The sequence below is a fragment of the Acidovorax sp. LjRoot74 genome (assembly GCF_964254355.1).
GTDB lineage: Bacteria > Pseudomonadota > Gammaproteobacteria > Burkholderiales > Burkholderiaceae_C > Acidovorax.
Genome location: NZ_CAXUTI020000001.1, coordinates 3539004 through 3554882, shown reverse-complemented (window position 1 = coordinate 3554882; position 15879 = coordinate 3539004). Strand labels below are relative to the sequence as shown.

General features: G+C 67.1%; 15 protein-coding genes and 2 tRNA genes. 6 read left to right on the top strand and 11 right to left on the bottom strand.

The window, feature by feature from the left end; translation table 11 throughout:
- Positions 1 to 4: 4 nt before the first annotated feature.
- The 3 genes from ACSQ3O_RS16725 to ACSQ3O_RS16715 all read right to left on the bottom strand — a co-directional run bounded on the left by ACSQ3O_RS16725 (position 5) and on the right by ACSQ3O_RS16715 (position 2387).
- The gene (locus ACSQ3O_RS16725; protein ID WP_436139725.1) at positions 5 to 661 is read right to left on the bottom strand and encodes a YitT family protein; all 657 of its coding nucleotides are present in this window, start codon (positions 659 to 661) and stop codon (positions 5 to 7) included.
- Positions 662 to 800: 139 nt separating this feature from the next.
- Complete coding sequence (locus ACSQ3O_RS16720) at positions 801 to 1712, bottom strand: DUF3703 domain-containing protein (protein ID WP_436139724.1); 912 nt, start codon at positions 1710 to 1712, stop codon at positions 801 to 803.
- Between the two features lie 3 nt (positions 1713 to 1715).
- Positions 1716 to 2387: a cation transporter gene (locus tag ACSQ3O_RS16715; RefSeq protein ID WP_436139723.1), complete on the bottom strand. Its 672-nt coding sequence runs from the start codon at positions 2385 to 2387 to the stop codon at positions 1716 to 1718.
- A gap of 74 nt (positions 2388 to 2461) precedes the next feature.
- Between ACSQ3O_RS16715 and ACSQ3O_RS16710 the strand changes: the two genes are divergently transcribed.
- The 4 genes from ACSQ3O_RS16710 to ACSQ3O_RS16695 all read left to right on the top strand — a co-directional run bounded on the left by ACSQ3O_RS16710 (position 2462) and on the right by ACSQ3O_RS16695 (position 5627).
- Entirely contained in the window at positions 2462 to 2926 is a 465-nt protein-coding gene (locus ACSQ3O_RS16710) for a Cd(II)/Pb(II)-responsive transcriptional regulator (protein ID WP_436139722.1), read from the top strand.
- 146 nt (positions 2927 to 3072) lie between these two features.
- Positions 3073 to 3873 carry an MlaE family ABC transporter permease gene (locus ACSQ3O_RS16705; RefSeq protein ID WP_436141139.1) on the top strand — a complete coding sequence of 267 codons (801 nt, stop codon included), beginning with the start codon at positions 3073 to 3075 and terminating at the stop codon, positions 3871 to 3873.
- A gap of 39 nt (positions 3874 to 3912) precedes the next feature.
- Positions 3913 to 4941, top strand: a complete 1029-nt coding sequence (locus ACSQ3O_RS16700; protein WP_298453901.1) for an MlaD family protein — start codon at positions 3913 to 3915, stop codon at positions 4939 to 4941.
- Complete coding sequence (locus tag ACSQ3O_RS16695; RefSeq protein ID WP_436139721.1) at positions 4938 to 5627, top strand: hypothetical protein; 690 nt, start codon at positions 4938 to 4940, stop codon at positions 5625 to 5627. Before ACSQ3O_RS16700 ends, ACSQ3O_RS16695 begins: the two co-directional genes overlap by 4 nt.
- Before the next feature lie 10 nt (positions 5628 to 5637).
- On the opposite strand, the gene ACSQ3O_RS16690 is transcribed toward ACSQ3O_RS16695, so the two are convergent.
- From ACSQ3O_RS16690 to ACSQ3O_RS16675, 4 genes are all read right to left on the bottom strand, one after another.
- Positions 5638 to 6015, bottom strand: coding sequence for a hypothetical protein (locus ACSQ3O_RS16690; RefSeq protein ID WP_436139720.1), 378 nt, complete (start codon positions 6013 to 6015; stop codon positions 5638 to 5640).
- A gap of 153 nt (positions 6016 to 6168) precedes the next feature.
- Entirely contained in the window at positions 6169 to 6354 is a 186-nt protein-coding gene (locus ACSQ3O_RS16685) for a hypothetical protein (RefSeq protein WP_298453907.1), read from the bottom strand.
- Positions 6355 to 6722: 368 nt separating this feature from the next.
- A tRNA-Leu gene (locus ACSQ3O_RS16680) sits at positions 6723 to 6807 on the bottom strand.
- 268 nt (positions 6808 to 7075) lie between these two features.
- Positions 7076 to 7160 (bottom strand) — tRNA-Leu (locus ACSQ3O_RS16675).
- 19 nt (positions 7161 to 7179) lie between these two features.
- On the opposite strand from ACSQ3O_RS16675, the gene rnr reads away from it, so the two are divergent.
- Positions 7180 to 9513, top strand: coding sequence for a ribonuclease R (gene rnr, locus ACSQ3O_RS16670; RefSeq protein ID WP_436139719.1), 2334 nt, complete (start codon positions 7180 to 7182; stop codon positions 9511 to 9513).
- Between the two features lie 93 nt (positions 9514 to 9606).
- On the opposite strand, the gene ACSQ3O_RS16665 is transcribed toward rnr, so the two are convergent.
- The gene (locus ACSQ3O_RS16665) at positions 9607 to 10602 is read right to left on the bottom strand and encodes an alpha/beta fold hydrolase (protein ID WP_436139718.1); all 996 of its coding nucleotides are present in this window, start codon (positions 10600 to 10602) and stop codon (positions 9607 to 9609) included.
- A gap of 104 nt (positions 10603 to 10706) precedes the next feature.
- Between ACSQ3O_RS16665 and ACSQ3O_RS16660 the strand changes: the two genes are divergently transcribed.
- Entirely contained in the window at positions 10707 to 11456 is a 750-nt protein-coding gene (locus ACSQ3O_RS16660; RefSeq protein WP_436139717.1) for a helix-turn-helix domain-containing protein, read from the top strand.
- A 6-nt stretch (positions 11457 to 11462) separates the two neighbouring features.
- Here the strand turns inward: ACSQ3O_RS16660 and ACSQ3O_RS16655 are convergent, their stop codons facing one another.
- The 3 genes from ACSQ3O_RS16655 to ACSQ3O_RS16645 all read right to left on the bottom strand — a co-directional run bounded on the left by ACSQ3O_RS16655 (position 11463) and on the right by ACSQ3O_RS16645 (position 15718).
- Positions 11463 to 12992 (bottom strand): NAD(P)H-hydrate dehydratase, encoded by a 1530-nt coding sequence (locus tag ACSQ3O_RS16655; protein WP_436139716.1) that lies wholly within the window; start codon positions 12990 to 12992, stop codon positions 11463 to 11465.
- A gap of 83 nt (positions 12993 to 13075) precedes the next feature.
- Positions 13076 to 14308 carry an FAD-dependent oxidoreductase gene (locus ACSQ3O_RS16650; protein WP_436139715.1) on the bottom strand — a complete coding sequence of 411 codons (1233 nt, stop codon included), beginning with the start codon at positions 14306 to 14308 and terminating at the stop codon, positions 13076 to 13078.
- 54 nt (positions 14309 to 14362) lie between these two features.
- Positions 14363 to 15718, bottom strand: a complete 1356-nt coding sequence (locus ACSQ3O_RS16645) for an amidase (protein ID WP_436139714.1) — start codon at positions 15716 to 15718, stop codon at positions 14363 to 14365.
- Positions 15719 to 15879 lie beyond the last annotated feature (161 nt).

Below are 15879 nucleotides of genomic sequence, written 5' to 3'. Positions count from 1 at the left end.
CGCTTCATACCGCCATGTAGCGCCCAGGCCTGTGGTTCATGGCCAGCACCAGGTTGAGCGCCACCGCGCCTGCAATGGACCAGGCCACGCGCAGCGGCTCCACCGTCCACAGCGCCAGCAGCACGATGCCGCAGTCCACGGCCATCTGCACCTTGCCTGCGCGCCAGCCATAGCGGTCCTGCAGATACAGCGCGGCAATGCCCACGCCGCCCAGGCTGCAGCGGTGGCGGAACAGCACGAGGAAGCCAGTTCCCGTGATCAGCCCGCCCGCAATGGCGGCATACAGCGGCTGCAGCTGCGCAAACTGCAGGAACTGCGACTGCAGCTCGGTCAGCAGCGACAGCAGCAGCACCGCGATGAAGGTCTTGACGGTGAACGCCCGCCCCAGCTTGCGCAGCGCCAGCCAGTAAAACGGCAGGTTGAGCACAAAGAAAATCTTGCCAAAGCCGATGCCCGTGGCGTAGTGCAGCAAAAACGCCAGTCCCGCCGTGCCCCCGGTGAGCAGCCCGGCGCTTGTGAAAAACGCCACCCCCACCGAAATCAGCAGCACCCCGGTGAAGATGGCCACGGCGTCTTCCGTCAGGCTGTGGGGCACCCCCAAAGGTGCGGCGGGCGCCGCGCTGGGGGTGGATGGGGCAGGGGCTGCGGGGGAGCTGGACATGTTCGACGAAGGAAGGCTGGGGGATTGCGTGCGCCGCATTGGAGCACGCAAGCCCCATGCCTGGCTTGTCGCGCGTCAAGTTCTGGCGCTGTGCCGGGTGCTGGCCGGGGTGGGGTGGCGGCCCCGTTGCGGCATGCGTTTACTCATCATTTGATAGCTGCTTGGGCATGCTGGTCGCGCGCAAGGGCCATTTTTTATCCAAATTTTCACTGCCTGCCGTGGCGGCCAGCGCTTCGTCGATCAGCTGGGTGATCTCCGGCCGGGGCGCCATGGGGGCGAAGGCACTGACATGCGCCCGGCCGATGTTGCCCACGGGCAGCCGCGCCAGCACATGGCCCAGCGGCACCAGCGCCAGCCGCAGCAGCTGGCCCGCCGCCTCGCGCTGGTCGCGCAGCTGCAGGGCATAGCGCAGCATGGCGGTGTGCGATCGCCAGTGCAGTGACAGCGTGGTCTGCCCCAGCACATGGGCCGCCTCCAACCAGTGCCAACGTGTGGCCGGTGGGGCACCCGCGTCGCGGGCGAAGGCGGCGAGCAGGTGGTCAAACGCCAGCTGCTTGCGCCAGGGCTGCACTGCGGCGTCGGTGCCCCGCTGTGCTGCCAACTGGCGCCAGCGCCTTTGGCGGTGCCGGTAGAACACCCAGGCAAAGGCTGCGCTGAGCGGTGTCATCAGCCAGGGCAGGTGGCGGGCCACGACCTCGATGTCGTCGGTGTACAGCGTGCGGCCATCGGGCAGCGCCTGCAGGGTGATGCGGTGGTCCCAGCGCCGCATCAGCATGCCTTCGCCGTTGTCGCGCAGCGTGGGCCAGCCGCCGGCCTGTGCAGGCGCCTCGATGGAAATGCGTACGGTTTGTGGGCCCATGGGCAGCAGGCCCAGCAGCCACATCTGCACGCGCAGGTTGCCGGGGGACCAGTGGGTGGGCCAGGGCGCGCCGCCGGGGCGCTTGAAGCGCACCAGCGGCGCCGTGATGTGGCGGAACACGGCGGTGCTTTGCAGCTGCGCCGCCACCCAGTCGGGCGGCGCATTCAAGGGGGTGGAGAGGTGCACGCGCATGGTTCATTGTCCCTGCAGCTGTGTACCCGCAGCAGTGCTGGCCAGCTCCTGCCGGGCGTGGCGGATCACGCTCCAGCCCCCGCTGATGGCCAGGCCCGCCATGATGGCGGCCACCACCAGATCCGGCCACATGGTGCCCGTGCCCAGCACGCCCAGGGCCGCGCCCATCACGGCCAGGTTGCCCAGCGCGTCGTTGCGGGTGCACAGCCACACGCCGCGCATGTTGGCGTCGCCCTCGCGGTAGGCATACAGCAGCGCGGCCACGCCCAGGTTGGCGGCCAGCGCCAGCAGGCCCACGCTGCCCATGGTGAAGGGCTCGGGCGGGATGCCCTGCCATGCGCCCCAGGCCACGCGGCCGATCACAAACACGCCAAAGGCGAGCATGCTGGCGCCCTTGACCAGGGCGGCACGGGCGCGCCAGGTCAGGGCCATGGCCAGCACCCACAGCGACAGGCCGTAGTTGGCCGCGTCGCCCAGAAAATCGATGGCATCGGCCAGCAGAGATGCCGAGCCCGACCGGACGCCCGCGCCCAGCTCCAGCACAAACATCGCGGCGTTGACGAGGAGCGCAATCCACAGGATGCGGCGGTAGCGCGGGTCGGCCCCGGCGAGAGCGCCGTGGCTGTGGCCGGGGGCGCCGTGGTCATGGTGGTCGTGATTGCAATGGGCAGACATGGGTTTCTTCTCCTGGCAGTTTTCGAGGTCGATGGCATGATTGGAAACCTTGAAGTCACTTGAAGGTCAAGCCCATGAGTCAACATGCCGCGCAGTTCCGCATCGGCGAGGCCGCCCAGCAGTCCGGGGTGTCGGCCGCCAACATCCGCTACTACGAAAAAGAGGGCCTGCTGCCGCCCGGTGCGCGCGAGGGCAACAGCTACCGCCTGTACAGCGGCGCCGATGTGCACCAGCTGCGCTTTATCCGCCTGTGCCGGGCCATGGACATGTCGCTGGACGAGGTGCGCACCCTGCTGGCGCTGGATTGGGGCCGCAAGGCCGACTGCGATGCCGCGCGTGACACGCTGGATGCCCACCTGCAGCATGTGCGCACCCGCCTGGCCGAGCTGCAGGCGCTGGAATCCGATCTGCTCGCGCTGCGCAGCCGCTGCGATGGCTCGGACGCCACCTGCCACATCATCGAAGCCCTGCACGAGCGCGCCGATGCGCAGCAGGCGGGCCTGCCCACCCTGGCAGGCCCGGGCAAGCGCCATGTGTGAGGGCATGTTTCCTGTACATATGGTTTGCTATTATTTTAATAGCTATAAAGGCATGACCATCAGGCGGAAGAGCCCAAAAAAGCTTGTATCCCCGTGCCTGCAGTCGTGCCATGCGTCTGCCCGCAGGCCGCCGCTATGATCCGGCCATGATCTCGCGCCTGCCCGGCCTCTCCCTGCCCGAACGTGTGTGGAACACGGCGCGGCGCTGGGCGGTGGCCTGGTGGCGCATCCTGTATCTGGGGGCGGTGGTGCTGGTGCTGGTGTTGTCCCCGTCCAGCTACGGCAAGGGCACGCGCCGGGCTCTGGCCCGCCATCTGTACCTGGACACGGCGCCCGTGCTGCTGGGCTTCACGGTACTGGCGGCGCTCATCAGCCTGGTGCTCACGCGCATCGTGGTGGTCACGGCGCTGAGCTACGGGCTGTCACGCTATGCGCTGGAGATGGTGATCCGCGTGCTGGTGCTGGAGCTGATCCCGCTCACTGCGGCCCTGTTTGTGGCCATGCGCTGCACCATCCCCAACGGCTCGCAACTGGCGCGCCTTCGGCAAACAGGCCGCTTTGACGCGCTGCGCAGCCAGGGCTCCGATCCCGTGCGCATCGAGCTGCTGCCGCGTGTGATTGCGGGCGTGTTTGCCTGCGTGACCCTGGCCGCACTTTCCTGCGTGGTGGCGCTGGTGCTGGCCTACCTGGGCGTGTATGGTTTCAACATGGCTGGGCTGTCTGGCTACACGCGCATGTTTGGCCAGGTGTTCTCGCCCAGCGTGACCATGGTGTTTGTGCTCAAGACCCTGTTCTTCAGCCTGGCCGTGGCGCTGATTCCCATGGCCGCAGGCCTGTACGACGGCGGTGAGCGCACCCAGCCCGACTCGGAACTGGGTGGCCTCGCCCGCATGTTTGCGGTGCTGCTGCTGATCGAAGTGGCCTCACTCATGGGCAACTACTACTGACGGCCCGCGCCGGTCGCCCCACCTGTGCACCCCAACGACATGAACGACACCCCTCCCAAACCACCGCATGGCACGCCGCCTGTATCCCCCGCTGGGGCCGATGGCCCCCCGGTCGAAACCCTGCGCCCGGTGGCCCACCTGGAGCTGAAGGCTGCCGCGCTGCTGCTGTTCACGCTGGCGCTCATCGTGGGCTCGGGCCTGTACCTGCTGTACGCACGTGGCGCGTTCGAGCCCACGCAGACGCTGATCCTCACGGCCGATGATTCGGAAGGCGTGGTGGTGGGGATGGACATGACCTTCTCGGGCTTTCCCATCGGCCGGGTGCGCCGCATCGAACTGGCCGACAGTGGCAATGCCCGCATCCTGGTCGATGTGCCACGCAAGGACGCGCACTGGCTGCGTGCGTCCAGCGTGTTCACGCTGGTGCGGGGGCTGGTGGGCGGCACCAACATCCGGGCGTATTCCGGCATCCTCACCGACGACCCGCTGCCCGATGGCGCTGTGCGCCCTGTGCTGCGTGGCGATGCCACGGCAGAGATCCCGCAGCTCATGGCCACGGCGCGCGAGCTGCTCACCAACCTCAATGCCCTGACCGCCCCGGATGCTGCACTGGGCAACAGCCTGGCCAATGTGAAAACCCTCACCGACCGCCTCAATGGCCCCGGGGGCGCGCTGGGCGTGTTGATGGGCAACGAGGCTGATGCTAAGAGAATCATCACCACGCTGGAGCGCACCAACACGCTGCTGGCACGTCTGGACGGCATGGCCGCGCGGGCTGACCGGCAGGTGCTGGGCAGCGAGGGCAACAAGGATGCGCTGGTGCCCGAAGTGCGCGCTGCCGTGGCGCAGCTCAATGGCCTGCTGACCGACACCCGTGCCAGCGTCAAGAAGGTGGATGCCGTGCTGGTCGAAGCCCAGGCCGTTGGCGCCAACGCCCGCGAGGCCACCAATGACCTGGGGGCCCTGCGTGCCGAGGTGGAAAGCAATCTGCGCAAGGTGGAGAGCCTGGTCAACGAGATCAACCGCAAATGGCCTTTTGCACGCGACACGGAGCTGAAACTGCCATGAAGCGATATGCCATTCCTCTTCTGCGGGTGCCGGGGCTGCTTGCCGCCCTGGGCTGCGCCCTGCTGCTGGCGGGCTGCTCCAGCAAGCCTCCCGTGCCCGATTGGCAGATGAATGCCCAGGCAGCGGCCAGCAAGGCCACCGAGGCCTATTTGTCTGGCAAGGCGCGTGTCGAGCAACTGGAGTGGGAGCGGGCCCACGCCGAGGTGGCCCGTACCGGCCGTGTTGATTTGGTGGCCCGTCTGGAGCTGATGCGCTGCGCTGCGCAGGTGGCCAGCCTGGAGGTGGGCCCCTGTGAGCGGTTTGAAGGACTGCGCCCGGATGCCGCTGCGCCCGAGCGGGCGTATGCCGACTACCTGGCAGGCCGTGTGTCGCCACAACAGCTGCCTTTGCTGCCCGAGGCACAGCGCAAGGTGGCCGCCTCGGGTGACGCCGCCACGCTGGCGGCCATCGAAGATCCGCTCTCGCGCCTGGTGGCTGCCGGGGTGTTGTTTCAGACCGGGCGCGCCAGCCCCGCTGTGATGGCAGCCGCAACAGACACGGCATCCGCCCAAGGCTGGCGCAGGCCGCTGCTGGCTTGGTTGCTATTGCAGGCGCAGCGGGCCGAGGCAGCAGGGGATGCTGAAGCCGCCGCTGCACTGCGCCGCCGCGTGGGCATTGTGGAGCAGGGCGCGGCTCCGGTGAAGTAAGCGGTGCGCCTCAGCGCAGGCGCGCCTGGAGCTGGCTTTCGATGTCAGTGCGTTCTGCGGCAAATTGCTGGGCGCTGATCTCATTGGCTTCAAACTTGCGCGCCATGGACAGCAGCAGCACCGTGTTTTCCAGCCGTGTGTCCTGCTGCAGCGATGGCGGCAGGGCAGTGAGGCGGTCAAAGCTTTGTTTGTACAGCTCGCTCCAGCTGAGCGCGCCCGCCTGGGCCTGGGCGTGCGCGCTGTCATGCCATCGTGAGAACTCTTCCAGGGCGCCATCGCGGGGGCTGGAGCAACCCAGCAACACCCCTAGCAGCGCCAGGGCTGCCCAAGCGTGGGGAGTGAAGAGTGGGCGAAGAATGTCTGCAGAGATTCGAAAACGTGGGGTCACGATCGTCCTCCATTCCTGAATGCCACCCAAAAATCAAGGTGTGCAGCGCCGAATGGTACTCTGATGCTATGGTTTTTGCTACGGTGTTGCTGTTTTGACCCACGCGCCCGCGCGTCGGGCGCGATACCCAGGCTAATCAAGCCCTCGGCGGGCTCAGTGACTCACAAAGCCGCTGGACAAAATCTCGTCCAGCCCGGCAGGCAGGTGCAGCATCGAATCCACCGACTGCACGGCCACGTCCGGCATCAGCACGGTCACCGCCGCCAGCAAAGCCAGCACCACGGTGCCCAGAAAGGCTGCTACAGCGCGTGCTCCAGGAGGGAGGGAATGGCGTTTCATGATGAGATCCTCGTCATCAAGAGACAAAAAGGGTGGGCGTCGCAATGACCGCCCAGGCAGCCTCAATGGCTACTCCGTAGGATTTCAGCAAGGTGCCGCAGTTCCGTCTGTAAGACAAGGGCGATATTGGGTGTCCATAGGGAGCCTGTTACGGCTGGTTGCCATCTTTGCGCAACCGACATGACTGGCGGAGGCCGTGGGGCGGAGCAGGGAATGTGGCTGCCACCGGGATGGCTCAAGAGCCGGCGATCCTGCGTGATCGGTGCCTTGCGAGTTGAGCTAGCCGATGCCGAGGTTCATGCGTGCCTTCTACGGCGCGACGGGCAAAGAAAAAGCCTGCAAGTTTTGCAACTTGCAGGCTTTGTATTTGGTGCCCAGGAGAGGACTCGAACCTCCACGATGTTACTCGCTAGTACCTGAAACTAGTGCGTCTACCAATTCCGCCACCTGGGCTTTCAGATCAGCTTTGAATTATAGAGCGTTTTTTGAGGGCTCTGGCCGAATTGCTCTTTTTTTTGAAAATTGTGTGCGGAGCATTTTTGTGCGCGCGGTAGAACGGTCGATGGGGCCGCACGCAGGAGGCTGTGATTGGCTGTTTCGGCATGGCCTGCCAGTTACTCGCATGCTGCCTGCCAGCGCAGGGACGTTTGGAAAATAAAAAAGCCGCTGTGTGTACAGCGGCTTTGATATTTCTAAAACCGTCGCCGGTTCTCGTTAAACTTGGTGCCCAGGAGAGGACTCGAACCTCCACGATGTTACTCGCTAGTACCTGAAACTAGTGCGTCTACCAATTCCGCCACCTGGGCATTTCAGGAAAGACTCAGATTGTATAACAAAAAAACCACCCCCGGCGCGCAACCCGTTGCGCATTTGTCTCAGGAGATCGAAGGCAGCGTGCAGGGGCACCGTGATGGACACGGTTTTGTCATCCGCGACGATGGCGAAGGCGACATCTTTATTCCCCCCAACGAAATGCGCGCTGTGCTGCACAAGGACCGTGTGCGCGTGCGCATCGTGCGCCAGGACCGCCGTGGCCGCCCCGAGGGCCGCGTAGTCGAGATCATCGAACGCCCACCGCAACCCATCATCGGCCGACTGCTGCAGGAAAGCGGTGTGTGGCTCGTCGCGCCGGAAGACAAGCGCTACGGCCAGGACGTATTGATCCCCAAGGGCGCCACCGGCGCCGCCAAGCCGGGCCAGGTTGTTGTGGTGGAACTCACCGAACCGCCCGCACTGTTCGGCCAGCCTGTAGGCCGCATCACCGAGGTGCTCGGTGAAGTGGACGACCCCGGCATGGAGATCGAGATCGCCGTGCGCAAGTACGGTGTGCCACACGAGTTCTCTGCCGAATGTTTGGCGCAGGCCAAGGAGCTGCCCGACAAGGTGCGCGCCCAGGACAAGAAGCGCCGCGTGGACCTGACCGACGTGCCCCTGGTCACCATTGACGGCGAAGATGCGCGCGACTTCGACGATGCCGTGTACTGTGAGCCCGCCAAGGTCGGCCGCAGCAAGGGCTGGCGCCTGCTGGTGGCCATTGCCGACGTGAGCCACTACGTGGAGACCGGCAGCGCCATCGACATTGACGCCTATGACCGCGCTACCAGCGTGTATTTCCCGCGCCGCGTGATCCCCATGCTGCCCGAGAAGCTCAGCAACGGCCTGTGCTCGCTCAACCCCGATGTCGAGCGCCTGTGCATGGTCTGCGACATGCTGGTCACGGCCAAGGGTGAAGTGCACGCGTACCAGTTCTACCCGGCCGTGATGCACAGCCACGCACGCTTCACCTACACCGAGGTGGCGGCGATCCTGGCCAATACGCGCGGCCCCGAGGCCAGCAAGCGCAAGGACCGCGTGAAGGACTTGCTCAACCTGCACGACGTGTACCGTGCGCTGCTGATTGCACGGCAGGCGCGCGGCGCGGTGGACTTCGAGACCACCGAGACACAGATCGTCTGCGACGAAAACGGCCGCATCGAAAAGATTGTGCCCCGCACCCGCAACGATGCGCACAAGCTCATCGAAGAGGCCATGCTGGCCGCCAACGTGTGCAGCGCCGACTTCATTGCCCAGGGCGGCCAGCCCGGCCTGTTCCGCGTGCACGAAGGCCCCACGCCCGAGAAGCAGGAGATCCTGCGTAACTACCTCAAAGCCATGGCCGTGGGCATGACGATTGGCGACGACCCCAAGCCGGGTGACTTCCAGGCGATTGCCGAAGCGACCAAAGAGCGGCCTGACGCGCAGCAGATCCACACCATGCTGCTGCGCTCCATGCAGCAGGCCATCTACACGCCCACCAACAGCGGGCACTTTGGCCTGGCCTTTGATGCCTACACCCACTTCACCAGCCCCATCCGTCGCTACCCCGACCTGCTGGTGCACCGGGTCATCAAGGCCATCCTGAACAAAACGCAGTACAAGCTGCCTGTGCTGCCCACCCCGGGCGAGGCGCATGCCAAGCTGGCCAAGCGCCTGGCTGCGCGTGTGGCCGCACCTGGCACCAAACCGCGCAAGGATGTGAAGCCGCCCAGCCGCGATACGCAGGCCTGGGAGGCCGCAGGCCTGCACTGCAGCGCCAACGAGCGCCGCGCCGACGAGGCCAGCCGCGATGTGGAAGCCTGGCTCAAGTGCAAGTACATGCGCGAGCACCTGGGCGAGGAATACAGCGGTGTGGTGAGCGCCGCGACGAGCTTCGGCATCTTCGTTACGCTGGATGCGATGTACGTCGAAGGCCTGGTGCACATCACCGAGCTGGGCGGCGAGTACTTCAAGTTCGACGAGGCGCGCCAGGAGCTGCGCGGCGAGCGCACCGGCATCCGCTACGCCATCGGTGCCCGCGTGCGGGTGCAGGTGAGCCGTGTGGACCTGGACGGCCGCAAGATCGACTTCCGCCTGGTGCGCGAAGGCGAAGAGCTGCTGGGCCGTGCGCTCAAGGACAAGGGTGTTGGTGCTGACGGGGCAGGCGGTGGTGCGCGCAAAGCCGGTGGCCGAGCGGGTGGCCGCAAGGCAGACAAAGGCGCTGCAATGTCGGCCACCGAAAAGGCAGGCCTGACCCGCGAGCGCGCGGCGCGTTCGCCCATCCAGTCGCTGAAGGCCTCGGTCAAGAAGGCGGTGGCGGGCAAGTCCAGCAAGGGCAAGGCGCGCAAGCCGCGCCGGGGGTGATCCGCTGCAGATCACTGGGCGCCGGTTGTTAAATCAGGATGCTCACTGATTGATAGCTGCTGCCGCTTGATGGACGGGCGGTAGCAGCTATTTTTATTGAATTTTCTGGGATGCCGGCGCGCTGGGCGGGGCGAGGCCCTCCAGAAAACGCGCATACCGCTGCGCCGTGTCGGCGGGCGCTTCCATCATGGGCAGATGGCCGATGCCGGGCAGGGCCTCCAGCTGCGCCTGGGGCAATAGCTTCTGCAAAGGCTGTAGGCCCGAACGGTCAAACACGCGGTCTTTGTCGCCCCACAGCACGAGCACGGGGTGCTGTTGCAGGCCGACCAGCCGCTGCTCTAGCAGGTAGCGGTCTTTGAGCTGCGCATCCCACAGGCGGGTGTCTGACGGCGCATTGCCCAGCGCCGCCTGCTCGGTGGCATGCAGGATGGGGTAGGGCAGGAAAGGGCGTTTTTCAAACACCAGGTCCATCATGGCGCGGAAGGCTGCGGCATCGTGGGCCACCAGTGGGCGCTGCCCGGCATCGATAAGACGGTCCATGGTGCTGGGCTGTGGCGAGCGGATGCCGTGGGGCGCCCCGATGAAAGCCACGCTGGCCACGCGCTCGGGGTGCTGCAGCGCAAACAGCGCGGCAATGGTGCCGCCCATGGAGTTGCCCGCGAGGTGGGCCTTCTCAATGCCCAGCGCATCCAGCAGCGCGTCCAGGCGCTGGGTGTGCGCGGCGTAGTCATAAGGCTGGTCTTCCAGCCGTGTGCTCTCGCCAAAACCGGGGAAGTCTGGGGCAATCACCCGGTACTGACCGGTGAGGGGGCGCGCAAAATCCACCCAATGGTCCTTCTCCGCAAATATGCCGTGCAGCAGCACCAGGGGCGTGGCGCCTGGGTTGCCGGGCGCTGGTTGGGATGGCGCACCGCTGTCCAGGTAGTGAATGGTGTGCAGTGCGGCGGTGGTGTTTTTTTCTTCCATGCCCGAGAGGCTGCGGTTGATGTGGAGCAGGGGCTCCTTGAGCAGCGACGGCGCGCCGTAGTAGAGGCCTGCGCCGCCCAGGGCGAGGGCGGCGGCAACAGAAAAGAAGGCAATGCGTTTCAAGAACCAGTCTCCAAAAGAACGATCGGATGCGTGGCGCTGCGAGGGCGCGCTGGGGCCGGGCAAGGCTACCGACAACCGTGCCGCAAGACTTGTAGGTTTGGGCTATGCCGCAGCGCACGAACACCCTGACGCTGGGCATTGACCGCGCGCTGTACGTGGGCGAGATCCCGGCCACGGGCTGGCATTGCCACGCGTCGCCCGTGCTGCTGATGGGGCTCTCAGGCCGGTTCGCGTTGCGCTGGGGCGAAGGGCTGATGGAGACCTGTCACAGCGCGCTGGTGGATGCCGGGGTGGAGCATCTGTTCGACCCCTGCGGTGAAGTGGTGGCGCTGGTGTACCTGGAGCCGGATTCGCCGGAGGCGCGCAGCCTGCGCAGCGTGTTCCAGCGGCAGGGTGGCGTGCTGCTGGATGTGGCAACGCCGGTGGGCGCGCGAGCGGCCATGGAAGGCCATCTGCGCGCCTTTGATCTACCAGCCCTGCTTCAGCGCCACCTGCTGCAGGCGGCGCCCCCGCTGGACCCGCGCGTGGCCCGTAGCCTGCATGCCCTGCGCCGCCCGCAGCAGGAACAGGGGCGCCTGGCGCGGGCGGGATTGGCGTCCGGGGTGCAGCTGTCTGCCTCGCGCTTCAACCATTTGTTCCGCGCCGAAATGGGTGTGAGCCTGCGCAGCTACCGCGTGTGGTCGCAGGTGCGGCTGGCCATGGCCGGGTTGGCGGTCAGCCCGCGCCTGACAGATGCGGCGCTGCACGGCGACTTTGCGGACTCGGCGCATTTCAGCCGCATGTTCCGCCAGACCTTTGGCATGACGCCGTCGAGTGTGCTCAAGCCGCTTAAGCAGGTCACGCTGTTGGATTGACCCCTGTCACCCGCCCATACGCCGCGCCAGCGCGCTGGCGGTGAGGGCCAGGCCCGCAGGCCATGCATCCGCGACCTGCCCGTGCTCGTACACCGCTTCGCTCGCTGCGCGCAATGCGCTGGCGCCAGCGGCCAGGTGCGCGCCCACCATGCCCGCCAGCACATCGCCCGTGCCCGCCGTGGCCAGCCGTGCATTGCCTGTGGGGTTGACGGCGGGGACGCGGTCGGGTGCAGCAATCACGGTGCCCGAACCCTTGAGCACGGCCACGCAATTGAATTGGTCTGCGAGTTGCTGCGCCGCATACAGTCGGTCGGCCTGGACTTCGGCGGTGGTCAGGCCCAGCAGGCGCGCGGCCTCCAGCGGGTGGGGGGTGATGACCGTGGGCTGCCCATGCTGCCCACGCGCCACCACCAGCGCATGCAATGCGGCCTGGGTGGCGATGGTGTTGAGTGCATCGGCATCCAGCACCAGGCGGGCTGCGCGGATGATGACATCGGGCAGCACGCGAGCGATGGCCTGGCCGCCGCCACAGCCGCAGACCACGGTGAGCTGTTCGAGTGCGAGGGCGTCAAACCGGCGGAGCATCAGCTCGGGCTGCTGCGGGTCCAGTTGCAGATGCCCCTCGTCCAGCAGTGCCACGAGCACCCGGCCCGCACCGCTGTGCAGGGCGGCCGACGCAGTCAGCAGCGCTGCGCCTGCCATGCCCATGCCGCGTTTTGCCAAGCCCTCGCCACCCACCACGGCCACGTCGCCATAGCTGCCCTTGTGGCTGGCGTGGGTGCGGTGGGCGGGCAGCGGCGGGCCACAGAGCCAGGCCGTGGGTGCCTCATGCCCGGGGTCGGTGCCCAGGTCGTCCCACCACACCTGGCCTGCGGCATCGCGTCCGGCAGCGGTAAACAGGCCGGGCTTGAGGGTCAGCAGGCTCAGCGTGTGGCGCTCAGGGCTCGGCATGTGGGGATGGTGGTGCGGCGAGGCCGGGGGCGCAAAACCTGCCGCGAACTGGCCTGTGTCGGCATCCAGCCCGCTGGGCAGGTCCACCGCCAGCACGGGTGCCGGGCTGTGCTGCAGGGCGTGCAGGCAGGCCACCAGCCGCGCGTCGGGCACACGGATGGGACCCTGGGGCGACGAGGACGCGCCAATGCCCAGCAATGCGTCAATGCACAGGTCTTGCGGGCCCAGGTCGGCCGGGGGCGCGTCGGCCCATGCCACGCCAGCAGCCTGGGCGCGCTGCCACGATGCCTTGGCGTCCGGTGGGGCCTTGTCGGGGTGGCCCAGCCAGGTCACCACCACGTTGCGGCTTTGGCGCCGCAGGTGCATGGCGGCCTCCAGCCCGTCGCCGCCGTTGTTGCCCGGGCCGCAGGCGATCCACACCGTGCGCGCGTGGGGCGCCAGGGCCTGGGCCAGTTGTGCCACGGCCAGGCCCGCGCGCTGCATCAGCGTGTGCGGAGGCAGGGTGGTGGCCGCTGCCTGCTCGATGCGGCGGGTGGCGGCGGTGTGGAACAGCGGGTGGGGCTGGTGGGCAGTGATGCGGTGCATGGTGGTGGCAGGTGCTGCACGGCGCCATGCCGTGCGCCTGCCATTGTGCGTCGCCGTCCGTGCCCGCGAAAGCGTGCGGCGGGTTAGAACCGGCGCATGCCCAGTCCGTCCAGTGACACCTCAGGCGTGCGTTGCGCAATCAGGTCGGCCAGCGCCCGCGCACTGCCGCAGGCCAGGGCCCAGCCGCCTGCGCCGTGGCCGGTGTTGAGCCACAGGCCTGGCACGCCGCTGGCACCCAGCATCGGCGCCCCATCGGGCAGCATGGTGCGGGCGCCGCGCCAGATCTGCAGGTTGGATGACAGCTGGGCGCCACCGGGGAACCAGTCGTTCAGCGTGCGGTAAAGGCGCTGCAGCGTGGGCGCATGGTGCTCCGCGCTGGCGCCTGCCAGCTCGGCACCGCCCGCAATGCGCACGCGCTGGCCCAGGCGGGTGATGGAGATCTGCTGGCCCATGTCCACCACGCTGGCGCGCGGTGCATGGGTGGCTTCGCGCAGTGGCGCGCTGACCGAGTAGCCATGCACCGCCGTCATTGGAAGGCGCAGCCCCAGCGCGGGCAGCAGTGCTGCCGACGCCATGCCTGCACACAGCACCACGGCATCGCAGCGGCGGGACTCCAGCTCGCCCTGTACCTGCAGGCCCAGAGGGCTGCTGTGGATGCGGTCGATGCGGGTGTTGAACGCAAAGTGCACGCCCGCACCCTGGGTGCCCTGGCGCAGCAGCTGCGCAAACAGGCGGCAGTTTCCTGCACTGGCGCCGGGCAGGTGGATGGCGCCCGCCAGCGGCGCCTCGGGGGACAGGCCGGGCTCGATCTTGCGGGCTGCGTCGGCATCGATTTCGTGCGCTGCCACGCCCAGGTCCCGCAGCACCTGCAGCGCGGGTTGCAAGGCGGCGCGTTCTTGTTCGGTGTGCAGCAGCACCAGCCGACCTTCGCTGGCTTCGTAGTCCAGGTCGTGCTGGCTGGCGATGGTTTGCACACGCGTCTGGCTGTATTGCGCTAGCCGCTCCAGGGCTGCGGCCGGTGCGCTGTGGGTTTGGCCCGCAGCGCGCCAGCGCCACAGCCAGGCCAGGTTGCCCTGGTTGATGCCCCCGGCCAGGCGCAGAGTGGTCTGTGACCCGAGCAGGCGCAGCGTCTGCCCAAAGCCCGGCAGTGCCCAGGGGCTGAGCAGCAGGGGCGCCAGCAGGCCCGCCGTGGCAAAGCTGGCCTCTTCGGCGGCGGCGCTGCGCTGGTCATAGACAGTGACTTCATGGCCGTCACGGGCCAGTTCATACGCAGTGGTGACGCCGACAATGCCGGCGCCCACGATGGCAATCTTCATGAAATTTGGATGTTTTTTGGCCTCTTGCGCGCGTTGGTAAAGCGCAAGTAGCTATTATTTTTGTAGTGTTTGCTCGATCTGCAGGCTGATGTTGAGCACTGTGTCATCGCGCAAGGCCCCGTGCCAGACCATCAGGCCCACGGGGAGTTCCCCCTGCACATGGCAGGGCAGCGACAGCGCACAGCCGTCCAGCAGATTGACCACGCTGGTGTTGCGCAGCAGCAGGTTGTTCACGCGGAAGAATTCTGCGTCGCGGGCGGCGTCCCGCACCTTGTCCGCGCCGTCTGCGGGCGCGACATCGGCCAGCAGCGGCGCCACGATGGGCACGGTGGGGGACAGCAGGGCGTCGTAGGGCTCCATGTCGGCGAGCATGCGTGCAATCCATTGCTGGCGAGCCTGCAGCAGGTCGATGTATTCCCAGGCCATCAGCCTGGCGCCTTTTTCAATGCGCATGCGCACCCGGGGGTCGTAGCGGTCACCTGTGCGCTGCAGCAGCGCGCGGTGCCACGCGTAGGCTTCAGGGGCTGCAAAACCATAGGCGGGCTGCTCCAGCACAGCGGGCAGGGCGATGGTGTCGATCTGGGCGCCCGCCTGGCGCAGGGCTTCCACGCTGCGTTCAAAGGCGCGGGCCACGGTGGCGTCCAGTCCGTCGAGGAAGAGGGTGGACGGCACAGCCAGCCGGTATTGCGACAGCGGCGCCAGACTGCGCGTCACGCGCCGGGTGGCCAGTACCTCGTGCGCCACGATGGCGTCGCGCACGGTGCGCGTCATGGCGCAGGCAGTGTCCAGGGTCGTGGACAGCGGCACGGCGCCAGCAGTGGGCACCAGCCGGGCGGTGTTCTTGAAGCCCACGATGCCGTTGAGCGCTGCAGGAATGCGGATAGAGCCACCGGTGTCCGACCCCAGCCCGATGAACGCCGCGCCGGTGGCGACCGACACCCCGGCGCCAGAGGATGAGCCGCCGGGCACGCGCGGTGCACCTGGCAGGGCGCCAAACCGGGCATCCCAGGCGGCGGGTGTGCCGTGGTGCGGGTTCACGCCCACGCCCGAAAAGGCGAACTCCACCATGTTCGTGCGGCCAATCAGGCTGGCCCCGGCGGCCCGCAGGCGTGCGACCGCAGGGCAGTCCTGGGCAGCGGCGGGTGCGTCGGTCAGCACGGTGGAACCTGCGGGCGTGGCCTGGCCCGCAATATCGAACAGGTCTTTGACCGACACCGCCAGCCCCGCCAGGGGCTTCCGGCCCGCATCGGGTTGCACCACTGTGGTGCGCGCCACGTCGAACAGGGTCCGAACAAAGCTGTGGGTGTTGGCTGGGGCCTGGGCGGCGGCAATGCAGCGTTCCAGTTCGGCAGGCGCGGTGGTGGCGCCGTCCCGCAGTTGCTCGCGGGTGGCGATCAGATCAGGAAGCATGGTGTGCTAGAATCTTTGGGTTTTGCTGGGAGCAGTAGCGCAGTGGTGCAAGGTTTGCACAACCCGCGTAGCCGCTGCGGCAAGACCAATCGCAAAGCAGCCCTGTCAAGGTGTTGCGGTGTTCGTGAGGATCACGGCACCGCAAATATTGGGGCTGATTT

Excerpts from the sequence above, each read along its gene's own strand:
- ACSQ3O_RS16720 (WP_436139724.1), bottom strand. The coding sequence starts at position 1,712 with ATGCGCGTGCACCTCTCCACCCCCTTGAATGCGCCGCCCGACTGGGTG.
- ACSQ3O_RS16715 (WP_436139723.1), bottom strand. The coding sequence starts at position 2,387 with ATGTCTGCCCATTGCAATCACGACCACCATGACCACGGCGCCCCCGGC.
- ACSQ3O_RS16660 (WP_436139717.1), top strand. The coding sequence starts at position 10,707 with ATGCCGCAGCGCACGAACACCCTGACGCTGGGCATTGACCGCGCGCTG.
- ACSQ3O_RS16700 (WP_298453901.1), top strand. The coding sequence starts at position 3,913 with ATGAACGACACCCCTCCCAAACCACCGCATGGCACGCCGCCTGTATCC.
- ACSQ3O_RS16685 (WP_298453907.1), bottom strand. The coding sequence starts at position 6,354 with ATGAAACGCCATTCCCTCCCTCCTGGAGCACGCGCTGTAGCAGCCTTT.
- ACSQ3O_RS16695 (WP_436139721.1), top strand. The coding sequence starts at position 4,938 with ATGAAGCGATATGCCATTCCTCTTCTGCGGGTGCCGGGGCTGCTTGCC.
- ACSQ3O_RS16725 (WP_436139725.1), bottom strand. The coding sequence starts at position 661 with ATGTCCAGCTCCCCCGCAGCCCCTGCCCCATCCACCCCCAGCGCGGCG.
- ACSQ3O_RS16655 (WP_436139716.1), bottom strand. The coding sequence starts at position 12,992 with ATGCACCGCATCACTGCCCACCAGCCCCACCCGCTGTTCCACACCGCC.
- ACSQ3O_RS16650 (WP_436139715.1), bottom strand. The coding sequence starts at position 14,308 with ATGAAGATTGCCATCGTGGGCGCCGGCATTGTCGGCGTCACCACTGCG.
- ACSQ3O_RS16710 (WP_436139722.1), top strand. The coding sequence starts at position 2,462 with ATGAGTCAACATGCCGCGCAGTTCCGCATCGGCGAGGCCGCCCAGCAG.
- ACSQ3O_RS16705 (WP_436141139.1), top strand. The coding sequence starts at position 3,073 with ATGATCTCGCGCCTGCCCGGCCTCTCCCTGCCCGAACGTGTGTGGAAC.
- ACSQ3O_RS16645 (WP_436139714.1), bottom strand. The coding sequence starts at position 15,718 with ATGCTTCCTGATCTGATCGCCACCCGCGAGCAACTGCGGGACGGCGCC.